The sequence below is a fragment of the Clostridium sp. 1001270J_160509_D11 genome, assembly GCF_015667935.1.
Lineage (GTDB): Bacteria > Bacillota > Clostridia > Peptostreptococcales > Peptostreptococcaceae > Intestinibacter.
The window spans coordinates 1-11,938 of the sequence record NZ_JADPET010000085.1 but is presented as its reverse complement, the minus strand read 5'-3'; the positions used below and the strand labels follow the sequence as shown (position 1 = coordinate 11,938).

Below are 11,938 nucleotides of genomic sequence, written 5' to 3'. Positions count from 1 at the left end.
AAGCCAGTCCCAATCGACTGCGATATAATAACAGTTGCTAGAGTAACTAGAGATACAAGAAAATTATTTGAAGGTGACTTATATAATATATTAAATTACAATCTTATATTTGGCATAAAAATTTATCATATATGTTGGCTATATTTGATAAATGATGTTTTGAAAGTAATTATTCCATGTAAAAATAAAACAACTTACAACGGTAAATTATTTTTAAAGCACTACAAAGAAAAAAACAACTATGATAAAAATGCAGTTAGTATACAAACAGTTATTAACAATAAAAATGCATTTAACGTGCTTTTAGCGTGGATTTGTTTAAACTCAATATTATTTTATATATATTTTAAATTAGATTTAAACAAATCATGGGTAATTATGCTATTTTTATTTTATTATTGGTGTGATATGATTTGTGTAAATATATGGTGTCCATTTCAGGTATTCTTTATGAAAAATAAATGCTGTAATGTGTGTAGAATTTATAATTGGGATCATATTATGTACTTTACACCATTTATATTAATCCCAAATATATATACATATTCTTTAATAGTACTTTCGATTATAAGTCTATTTTTATGGGAGTATCAACTTAAAAAACATCCTGAGAGATTTTTAGATATATCCAACTTAAACTTAGGTTGCGCTAATTGTAAAAATGAATGTAGATTTAATAAAAGGAAAATAAAACACATAAAAAGAAAAAATATAATGAGGTATAAATATGAAAAGTAAAAAAACAGTTTTAATAACAGGTTCGTCTAGAGGTATAGGACGAGCTATAGCGATCTTATTTGCTAGAAATAACTATAATGTAGTTATAAATTACAATAAATCAGAAGATAAGGCGAAAGAACTTTATGATATGTTAACACAAGAAGGTCTAAGTGTTAGAATGTTTAAGGCAGATGTATCTAAGATAGAAGAAGCAAATGCACTTGTGAATTATACTATAGGTCAATTTGAAAATATCGATGTTTTAATAAATAATGCTGGTATAAGTAAGCCTTGTCTATTTACAGATATATCTTATGAACAGTGGAATGAAGTTATATCTACAAACTTAAATTCAGTATTTTATGTTACAAAAAAAGTACTACAATACATGCTTCCAAATTGTAGTGGTCACATAATTAACATATCTTCTATGTGGGGGCTTGTTGGTGGATCTTCAGAAGTAGACTATTCTGCTTCAAAAGCTGGAATGATTGGTCTTACAAAAGCCCTTGCAAAAGAATTAGGGCCTTCAAATATAAATGTAAATGCAATTGCACCAGGTGTAATAAATACAGATATGGTAAAAGATTTAAGTGAAGATACTATGGAAATGTTAAAATACGAAACTCCTCTTATGAGAATTGGTCAGCCTGAAGATATAGCTAAATGCGCGCTATTTTTAGCAGAACAAGGCGATTTTATTACAGGACAAGTGATAAGCTCTAATGGTGGTTTTGTAATATAACAAAATGGAATAGAATGAATATTTTTACTTTATAAATATACATAAACTTTATAAACATATAAAATATGAAATTAAATTATAAAAAGCGATAAAAACTTGATTATATATCAAATATTTATCGCTTTTTATGTACTTTATATAATTACCCCATTCTAGTAAAATAGTCTATAGCTTTTGAAAAATCTTCTATTGTTTTTTCTATATCTCCGTGTTCAATTCCGTCTTTAACACAGTGATGTATATGTCCTTCTAATACCACTTTTCCTACTTTATGCATAGCGCTTTTTGCTGCGTTTATTTGGATTAATATATCTTCACAGGGAACATCTTCTTCCACCATTTTAGATATTGCATTGAGTTGACCTTGGATTTTTTTTATTCTAAGTTGAATATTTGGTATATCCATACATTGGCGCATATTAATTCCTCCCATTATTAGATTGCTATTATTATATGATAATACTAATTGTTTGAAAAATCAACTAACCTGCAATTCCAAAATAGCATATGAAATAAATACAAATCTACATATCAAGAGCTTTTATATTAGTATTTGTAAACTTGTATATAGTTTTATTATTCAAATCGATATTATTTTTAGTCTTGAATAGTTTAGCTGAATTTATTATAACGAATACTGAACCTAAATTATGAACAAGTGCTCCGACTACTGGATTTAATACTCCCGCCATAGCAAGTATTATAGCTACAAAGTTTAATACTAATGAAAATGTTACATTTAGTTTTATAGTCTTCATAGTTTTTTTAGATAGATAAAGTAAATATGGTATATTTTTTATATCGTCGCTTACAAGAGCTATATCTGAAGCTTCTATAGCTATATCACTGCCGATAGCACCCATAGATATCCCAACACTTGAATATTTTAAAGCTAGTGCATCATTTACACCATCGCCAATCATACAAGTAGGAGAATTTTTACTTTCTAATTCTTTAATTATTTTCATCTTATCTTCTGGAAGTAAACTAGAATATACATTATCTATAAAGACTTTATTAGCTATATTTGATGCACTAGCTTCATTATCTCCAGTAAGTATTATTGGATTTATATTTTGTGATTTTATATAATTTATTATTGATTTGCTTTCTAGTCTTAAAATATCAGATAATGCTACATATCCTATTAATTTATTTTCTATTGATAAGTAAATTACTGTACAACCTTTTTTAAAGAAGTCTTGTGATATTTTAATTATATCTTTATTATTAATATTTATATTTTTATCTTTCATTATTTTTAAATTACCGACTAATATATTTTTAGAATTTAAAACTGCAGTTATACCTTTTCCGGGATGTACTGTAAAATCTTCAACTTCTAATAATTGATTGTCGTTTTTTTCTTTATAATATGAAGTTATAGCCTTTCCAAGTGGATGTTCTGAATAAGCTTCTACAGATGCTAATATTTTTATAAATTCTTCGTCACTATATTCAGAACTAAAACTTTTATAATCTACTATTGATAATTTGCCATAAGTCAATGTTCCAGTCTTATCAAAAGCTATATTTTTAACTTTTGATAATCTTTCAATTATATCTCCACCTTTTATAAGCATACCGTATTTAGTGGCATTTCCTATTCCAGCCATAATAGCTGTTGGAGTAGCTAAAACTAAAGCACAAGGACAAAATACAACTAATATAGTTACAGATCTAAGTATTTCATGAGTAAATAAATAAGTAGCAACAGAAGAGACTAAGGCTATAACTACAATCCAAGTTGCCCATCTATCTGTCAAACTAACTATAGGTGCTTTATCTGCATCAGCTTCTTTTACTAATCTTATCATTCTCTTAAGTGAGCTATCGCTCGAAGTTTTGCTAGCTCTCATATCAAAAGTAGAATATTGATTTATTGTTCAGCTTAATACATCGTCTCCGACAGTTTTATCTACAGGAAGAGATTCACCATTCATTATAGATTCATCTATAGAGGCTTCGCCCTTTATAATAATACCATCTGCTGGAATGATTTCACCTGCAATAACTCTTATTATATCGCCTATTTGAATATCATCTGCATCAATCATAACTTCTTGTTTATTTCTTATAACTCTAGCTTTTTGGGGCGTTAATTTTATTAAACTCTCTATTGATGATTGTGCCTTTTGAACAGTTAAATCTTCAAGAAGGGCACCGATAGTCATTATAACTGCGATTTCTCCAGCTGCAAAAGTTTCACCTATGATAACAGATGCGATAAGTGCTAAAGAAACTAATACATCGGCTTTAATATCGAATTCTTTATATAAAGATATACAAGCTTCTTTGATGATTGGTAAACCGCAAAGTAATATAGCGACCCATGATAAATTAAAATGTAAATAGTTATTTATACTGTTTACTAAACTTAAAAGTAAACATATTGAAGAAATAACAATAAAAGTAATAGTTTTAGTTGTTTCTGATTTGAATAATCTCATAATAACCTCCTCTTCATACCCCTGGGGGTATGAAATATTTAAAAATATATATGGTACATATACCCCTATAGGTATAGGGTAATTCGTTTTTATCCAAAAAGCAACTTTTATTTTTGTATCTTTTTTGATGCAAATAACCTAGAAAACGATAACATTTTTGTTATTTGAATAACTACATTAAGTGTGCTAAAATTACCATGAGGTGATAAAAATGAAAGTTAGTAGACGTTTTCAACTATCAGTACACACGATATTATTTATCGCTGTGTATGGAGATGAAAAAGGGTTAACATGCGACTATATATCTAACGAATTAAAATGCAATCCTATAGTTATAAAAAATATATTAAATCTTCTATGTAGAAATGATTTTCTTATAAAAGTTCCTTCTACATCTAGTATAAAATTAAAAAAAGATGTAAAAGATATAACTTTATGGGATGTCTATAAAATAACAGATGAAGTAAATATAAAAAATATATTCTGTAGTGATGATTTACAAATAAATAATCCGATCATATCGGATTTACCAGAATTATTAGTAACACCCTTTGAGAAAGTTATGAGCTGTATTAAAGACACCTTATCTAAAGTTTCAATTGATTCTTTATTAAAACAATATAATTACTAATTAACTACTAAAACTTTGTGTGAAATTGTATGCACATAAAAATAAATTTACATGGTAGGAGGGGAAATATGATTTCAAAAGAAATAGCGACTAAAGTACTAGAAAAATGTTTAATTACAGGAGCTGATTTTGCAGAAATATTTGAAGAAGATAGTATAACTAATAGTATTTCTGTATTAGATGATAAAGTAGAAAATATATTAGGTGGAAGAGATTATGGTATTGGTATAAGAATATTCAAAGGGCTAAAAAGTGTTTATGCTTATACAAATGACAATAGCTTATCATCTCTTTTAGATACTGCTTATAAAGCAGCACTTGCATTAGGCAAAATAGAAGAAGGAAAATCGATTATCTTAAATAATCATATGACTTTTAAAAATTTACACCCAATAAAAATAAATCCAAGTAGTGTAGATTGTAAAGAAAAAATAAAAGTTATGAAAAGTGCATATAAAAGTGCAAAAAATTACCACACTGATATATCAAAAGTAAGTGTTGGATATATGGATAAAGAGCAAAATATATTAATTGCCAATACGGAAGGATTATATACTGAAGACACTAGAATTAGAACTAGACTTATGGTAAATGCAATTGCTTCTAATGAAAATGAGAACCAAACAGGTAGCCAAAATCCAGGTAGACTTATGGGATTTGAAATGTTTAAAGACGAAGTGGATCCTGAATATCATGGTAGAGAAGCAGCAAAGACTGCCCATATAATGTTAAATGCTAAAAACTGTCCTGCCGGCCAAATGACAGTGGCAATAGACAATGGATTTGGAGGTGTAATCTTCCATGAGGCCTGCGGCCATGCATTAGAAGCAACAGCAGTTGCAAAAGGAAACTCAGTATTTTGTGATAAATTAGAAGAACAAATAGCATCTACAAAATTAACTGCAATAGATGACGGTACTATGAAAAATCACTGGGGCTCATCAAATATAGATGACGAAGGGACACCTACTAGAAGAAATGTACTTATAGAAAATGGTATCTTAAAATCATATATGGTTGATAAATTAAATGCTAGAAGAATGAATACAGAAGTAACTGGAAACTCTAGACGTGAAAGTTATAAATATGAGCCGACTTCAAGAATGACTAATACATATATAGCTCCTGGTGATGACAAAGTAGAAGATATCATAAAATCAATAGATGATGGACTATATGCTAAAAAACTAGGTGGTGGTTCTGTAAATCCAGTTACAGGAGAATTTAACTTCGCTGTAAATGAAGGATATTTAGTTAAAAATGGTGAAATAACAGAACCAGTTAGAGGAGCTTCACTTATAGGTAAAGGTAGTGAAGTTTTAATGGAAATAGATATGGTATCTGACAATGTTGCTCAAGCTGAAGGAATGTGTGGCTCTAAATCAGGAAGTATACCTGTAAATGTAGGTCAGCCTATGATTAGAGTTAAAAATATAACTGTTGGCGGAAGGGAGTAACTATTATGAATTTAAATACATTTAAAGAAATATTATTTGAAAAAGCAAAAGAAGCTGGTTTTGAAAATAGTGAAATATATGTGACTAATTCAGAGTCTTTAGAAATATCTATTTATCAACAAGAAGTAGAAAGTTATAATCTAGACAAAAGTTTTGGTTTATCATTTAGAGGTATAATAAACGGTAAAATAGGGTATTCTCATACTAGAATACTAGATGAAACTTCAGTAGATATGCTTATAACTACTGCTAAAAATGCAGCCTTACTTATAGAAAATGAAGATACTCAATTTATATATAAAGGCGATGAAAAATACGAAAAAGTAATTTGCTATTATGAAGATTTAGATAATATAGATCCAAAAGATTTAATCGACTTAGGTCTTAAAATGGAAGAAGAATGCAAAAACTACAATCCAAATGTCGTAAATATAGGAGGTTGTAAGATTACCTACTCTAAAGGTGAAGTCCAAATATCAAATACAAAAGGACTTAACTTAAAAAATAAAGAAAATATACTTTATGCATATATAATACCTATAGTAGAGATAGATGGCGAAAAGCAAGATGGAACAGGATACAAAATAGCAACAAATATAAATCAAATAGATTCCAAAGAAATAGCTAAAATGGGCGTTGATGAAGCATTATCAAAAATAAACTCAAATGTTATAAAAACAGGAAACTACAAGATAGCTCTATATAACGAAGCTATGGTATCGCTACTTAGTGCTTTTTGTGGAGTATTTAGCGCAGATGCTACTCAAAAAGGACTTTCTTTACTAAAAGATAAAGAAAATACTATGATAGCTTCAGAAAAAGTAACAATAATAGACAATCCTCTTTTAGATAATGGATTATCTTCAGCACCTTTTGATGATGAAGGTGTAGCTACATTTAAAAAAGAAATTGTATCTAATGGAAAACTTACAACATTACTTCACAACTTAAAAACGGCTAATAAAGCAAATACAAAAAGTACTGGTAATGGATTTAAGTCTTCTTATGCAACTTCTGTAGCTGTTTCTCCTAGCAATTTCTATATAGAAAAAGGAAATCTATCTTTTGATGAAATATTAGAAAACATAGGTGAAGGGCTTTTAATAACTGACTTTGCAGGGCTTCACTCTGGAGCTAACGCTATAACAGGTGATTTCTCATTAGCTGCAAAAGGATTCTACATAAAAGACGGTAAAAAGGAATATCCAGTAGATCAAATAACTGTAGCAGGTAACTTCTTTAAACTTCTTAAAGATATAGAAGAAGTCGGAGATGATTTAAAATTCCCACTTAGCTCAGTTGGTAGCCCAACAGTAATAGCAAGTGGTCTATCTGTTGCAGGAAAATAAAAGCAAATTTCAATTTAAAAAGTTAAAAATATCATTAAAACATGTAGAAAAAATAGATATAATTGTATAAACTTAAAAATATGGGGAGAATTATGAGTGCTTATCTTTAAGCGCTCATAATTTTAAATACTTAAATTTTGAGTATTTTATTTGAAATATAGAAATAGAAAGGAATTTGTTATGCTTGAATTAAAAAATATTACATTTAAAGTAGACAATTTAGATGGCAAAGGTGAAATTACTATTTTAGATAATATAAACTTTACAATTGAAAAAGGTAAGATATTAATTATAACAGGGCCTAACGGCGGCGGTAAATCAACATTAGCTAAAATAATAATGGGAATAGAAAAACCAACATCTGGACAAATATTATTTGATGGACAAGACGTCACAAACCTTAGTATAACAGAACGTGCAAGAATCGGAATAGGTTATGCATTTCAGCAACCTCCAAGATTTAAAGGCGTTACAGTTAAAAAGCTTCTTAATTTAGCTTCTGGAAATAAATTAAGTAATGACGCTTGTTGCGAATACCTTACTAACGTAGGTCTTTGTTCTAAAGAGTATTTAAAAAGAGATGTCGATGCATCTTTATCTGGTGGGGAATTAAAAAGAATAGAAATAGCTTCGCTAATGGCTAGAAATCCTAAACTGGCTATATATGATGAGCCAGAAGCAGGAATAGATTTATGGAGTTTTTCAATGCTTGTTAACAGCTTCCAAAAATTCAAAGAAAACAAGGAACAAACTGTTATTATAATTTCACATCAAGAAAGAGTAATAGACTTGGCTGATGAAATTATGATAATTGCAAATGGTAAAATTAAAAATAAAGGGCCTAAAGAACAAATTATGCCACTTATTCAAGCTGGACCAACTGATTGTGGTTGTCCCATAAAGGAGGTTGCTTTAACACATGAAAAATAGTATGCTAGAAAATTTATTAAAGACAATAGCCGATATTACAGGGGAACCTGAAGGAGCATTTAACCTTAGAAAAGATGGCGTAGGAGTTATGCGTCACTCTACAGAAAATATAGAAATAAAAACAAAAGAAGATAAACCTGGTATAGATATAATTGTAAAACCTCATACAAAGGGAGAACAAGTTCATATACCTGTTGTATTAACTGAAACTGGTCTAAACGATTTAGTATATAATGATTTCTTTATAGGAGAAGGTGCCGAAGTCGATATAGTCGCTGGTTGTGGTATACACAACTGCGGAAATGCAACTTCTGAACACGATGGTATCCATACTTTTTATATAGGAAAAAATGCTAAAGTAAAATATATAGAAAAACACTATGGCGAAGGCGAAGGTACTGGAGATAGAATACTAAATCCTACAACTATAGTTCATATGGAAGAAGGATCATATTGTGAAATGGAAATGACTCAAATAAAAGGAGTTACTTCTACTATTAGAGAAACTGAAGCAAATGTAGGTAAAGACTCTAAGCTTGTGATTACAGAAAAATTAATGACGCATGACAACCAACATGCTACATCTAATATAACTGCTAATTTAAATGGTAAAAACTCAACACTACAGATAGTATCTCGTTCAGTTGCCAAAAACGATTCTACACAATCATTCCATCCAATAGCAGTTGGAAATGAAAAGTGTAAAGCTCATATACAATGTGATTCTATAATAATGGATAATGCAAGAGTAGCTTCTATTCCAGAGATACAAGCAAACCATACAGATGCAGCTATAATCCATGAAGCTGCTATAGGTAGAATAAATAATGAACAATTGCTTAAATTAGAAACCTTCGGCCTTGACGAAGAACAAGCTGAAGCAGTTATTGTAGAAGCATTCTTAAGCTAGAATATAGTATGATATATAATTTTAGTTAGTAGAATTAATATAAGATTTAAATTTAATTAAAAAGTTTATAATATATAATATCTTTATATTTTATAAATTAAAATAAACTTACATATAAAAGCGCTGCAAATTTACTTTTGTAGCGCTTTTTCTTAAGTTAAACTTATAAAAAGTTACGTTTTAATTGAAATTTTAAAATAGTAATAGTATATTAATGATAATAAAGAAAAAGTTTGCTCAAATTAAAGTGAATTATCTTTTGATAATATATATTTACTTATAAGTAAATATATTCAATAATATATAAATTGAAATTATCGTAAAAATATAATTAAAGAGAGGTGATATTTATTGTGAATAAAAATATGGATATGGCTACAAAAATAGCAAAAAAAGTTTCAGAAAAGGGCGGTAGAACGTTTTTCGTTGGAGGTTATGTACGAGACGAACTATTAAAAATAGAAACAAAAGATATAGACATAGAAGTACACGGTATAGATGTAGATTGTTTAGTAGATATACTTGAATCTCTGGGAAATGTCCAAAAAATTGGAGCTTCTTTTGGTGTTTTTAATTTAAAAGGATATGATATGGATATAGCTATGCCGAGAAAAGAAATATCTAATGGAAGAGGTCATAGAGATTTTGAAATATATGTAGACCCGTTTATAGGATATGAACAAGCTGCAATAAGAAGAGACTTTACTATAAACTCTATGATGAAAGATGTACTTACTGGAGAGATTATAGACCCATTTTGTGGAATAGAAGACTTAAAAAATAAAAAACTAAAGCATATAAATGATATTTCATTTTGTGAAGATCCTCTTAGAGTATTTAGAGCTGCGCAATTTGCATCTAGATTTAAATTTGAAATTGATAAAGAAACTATAAAACTTTGTTCAAGTATGGATGTGTCATCTCTTGCCTTTGAAAGGGTATTTGAAGAGTTAAAAAAAGCATTGTTAAAATCAACAGAGCCATCAATATTTTTTACTTCTTTAAAAGAGATGAAACAACTGTCATTTTGGTTTAAAGAAGTAGAAGACTTAATTGGAATAGAACAATCAAAGATACATCATCCAGAAGGCGATGTATTTACACATAGTATGATGGTTTTAGATGAAGCGGCAAAATTAAAAGATGAAGCTGAAAATAAATTGTCATTTATGTTAGCTGCACTATGTCACGATTTTGGAAAAATCTCTACTACAAAATTAAGAAAAGGTAAGCTTACTGCATATGGTCATGAAGTTGAAAGTGTTAATTTGGCACATAAATTTTTAAATAGACTTACAAATAAAATAAGTCTAAAAAAAGAAGTATTAAATTTAGTTAAGCTTCATATGAAACCAAATCAAATGTATAATACTTCAAAAAAGAAATCAATGATGAAATTATGGGATGATGCAATACATCCAAATGATTTAATATTACTTGCAAAAGCTGATTCTCTTGGAAGAGGAATTGATAAAGATTATAGCGAGATAGAAATGGCGCTTCGCGCTTCATTAAAAGATTATGAAGAGCTTATGAAAGAACCAGAAGTAAGTGGCAAAGATTTAATAGAGCTTGGCCTAAAACCTGGAGTCCAATTCTCTGAATATATAAAATTAGGTCATAAACTTCATTTATCAGGATTAAGTAAAGAAGATATATTAAAACATATATCAAATAATATAAAGAAAAACCAAGATATATAAGTAAATTTTAAAATTACTTTTATCTAGCTTATTATTTACAATAATATTTTTTAATTCTAGATATTTTACAATTTTAAGCATAATTATAGGTTTGGTAAATAAAGATATATGTGCCAATATCAATATAAAAGACTATAAATCTTATGTAAAGGTTAAAATGAATAGACCGTTGGTCTAACCTTTACAACGACTTATAGTCTTTTTTTATTTATTTAGGCACAATATCTTTGATAAAAGTTTTACTTTTTCACAATTTAAGTACAACTATTACTTGATACATATCATAAAAATTAAATGTTGTTATATATTTATTATTTTTATTAAAATCTATAATTTCTAGCTAAATCGCAAAAATCATCTTCTAAAAAAGTCCCATTAAAAAGAATAGACCCTATAGAAGTACATATATTTGATTTATTATCTTTATTATTCCAAGTTAATTTGTGGTTAAATACTTCTTCGGACATCTTTTGAAGGTCCATGCCCATAGCTTCCATAGAATATCTCATCTTTTCTGGATGGTAGCAATGTTTATTATCTAAAAATGCACATCTTTCACATAAATTACAAGATCCGCACGCAGTTTTAATACATTCAAAATCGATTTGCATCTTAGAAAGCAAATCTTCTAAAGTATTTCTATTTTGAATATAAGCTTCCATAAATTCTTCTCCTTCTTCAACTTCACTTGTAACTTGAACTAATAGAGAATTAGTATAGTCCGCTGAATATTCATCAAATCGAGGACTATTTGGTGGGCAAGACCAATTTGTATTGTAATTTGGACAACCCTCTGCACATAAATTCAAAAGATAATCGCGTTTCATATATTTTATTAAATCTTTATTCTCGCAAACAATAGCTTTTAAGTTGAATATTTTTCCATTTTTTTCAAACTTAATATTTTTCATTTTATCACCCCTATAAAAATTGATATTTATCTAATTATATATAAATTCACTAAAAAGCTTTATTTTCCTTCATTGTTTTAGAGTTTTTTGTAAATATATGTAACATGGGTATGTAAAAGTTAAATTTTTAAC

General features: G+C 28.4%; 10 protein-coding genes and 1 pseudogene. 8 read left to right on the top strand and 3 right to left on the bottom strand.

The window, feature by feature from the left end; genetic code table 11:
• Together I4U58_RS08930 and fabG are read left to right on the top strand one after the other, a co-directional pair.
• The coding region (locus tag I4U58_RS08930; protein WP_195930950.1) for a hypothetical protein at positions 1-738 on the top strand (738 nt) is incomplete at its 5' end.
• Positions 728-1,465, top strand: a complete 738-nt coding sequence (gene fabG, locus I4U58_RS08925; protein WP_195930949.1) for a 3-oxoacyl-ACP reductase FabG — start codon at positions 728-730, stop codon at positions 1,463-1,465. The genes I4U58_RS08930 and fabG, both read left to right, overlap by 11 nt.
• A 142-nt stretch (positions 1,466-1,607) precedes the next feature.
• On the opposite strand, the gene I4U58_RS08920 is transcribed toward fabG, so the two are convergent.
• Entirely contained in the window at positions 1,608-1,883 is a 276-nt protein-coding gene (locus I4U58_RS08920) for a metal-sensing transcriptional repressor (RefSeq protein WP_195930948.1), read from the bottom strand.
• Positions 1,884-1,989: 106 nt separating this feature from the next.
• Positions 1,990-3,915, bottom strand: a pseudogene (locus tag I4U58_RS08915) (cation-translocating P-type ATPase).
• A 211-nt stretch (positions 3,916-4,126) separates the two neighbouring features.
• On the opposite strand from I4U58_RS08915, the gene I4U58_RS08910 reads away from it, so the two are divergent.
• From I4U58_RS08910 to I4U58_RS08885, 6 genes are all read left to right on the top strand, one after another.
• Complete coding sequence (locus tag I4U58_RS08910) at positions 4,127-4,546, top strand: Rrf2 family transcriptional regulator (protein WP_195930947.1); 420 nt, start codon at positions 4,127-4,129, stop codon at positions 4,544-4,546.
• Positions 4,547-4,614: 68 nt separating this feature from the next.
• Positions 4,615-6,003 carry a TldD/PmbA family protein gene (locus I4U58_RS08905; protein ID WP_195930946.1) on the top strand — a complete coding sequence of 463 codons (1,389 nt, stop codon included), beginning with the start codon at positions 4,615-4,617 and terminating at the stop codon, positions 6,001-6,003.
• Positions 6,004-6,008: 5 nt separating this feature from the next.
• The gene (locus tag I4U58_RS08900) at positions 6,009-7,352 is read left to right on the top strand and encodes a TldD/PmbA family protein (protein WP_195930945.1); all 1,344 of its coding nucleotides are present in this window, start codon (positions 6,009-6,011) and stop codon (positions 7,350-7,352) included.
• Between the two features lie 180 nt (positions 7,353-7,532).
• The gene (locus tag I4U58_RS08895) at positions 7,533-8,282 is read left to right on the top strand and encodes an ATP-binding cassette domain-containing protein (RefSeq protein WP_195930944.1); all 750 of its coding nucleotides are present in this window, start codon (positions 7,533-7,535) and stop codon (positions 8,280-8,282) included.
• Positions 8,272-9,192, top strand: coding sequence for a SufD family Fe-S cluster assembly protein (locus tag I4U58_RS08890; RefSeq protein WP_195930943.1), 921 nt, complete (start codon positions 8,272-8,274; stop codon positions 9,190-9,192). Before I4U58_RS08895 ends, I4U58_RS08890 begins: the two co-directional genes overlap by 11 nt.
• A gap of 353 nt (positions 9,193-9,545) precedes the next feature.
• Complete coding sequence (locus I4U58_RS08885; protein ID WP_295574619.1) at positions 9,546-10,895, top strand: HD domain-containing protein; 1,350 nt, start codon at positions 9,546-9,548, stop codon at positions 10,893-10,895.
• Between the two features lie 320 nt (positions 10,896-11,215).
• Here the strand turns inward: I4U58_RS08885 and I4U58_RS08880 are convergent, their stop codons facing one another.
• The gene (locus I4U58_RS08880; RefSeq protein WP_195930942.1) at positions 11,216-11,806 is read right to left on the bottom strand and encodes a DUF2284 domain-containing protein; all 591 of its coding nucleotides are present in this window, start codon (positions 11,804-11,806) and stop codon (positions 11,216-11,218) included.
• Between the last annotated feature and the right edge of the window lie 132 nt (positions 11,807-11,938).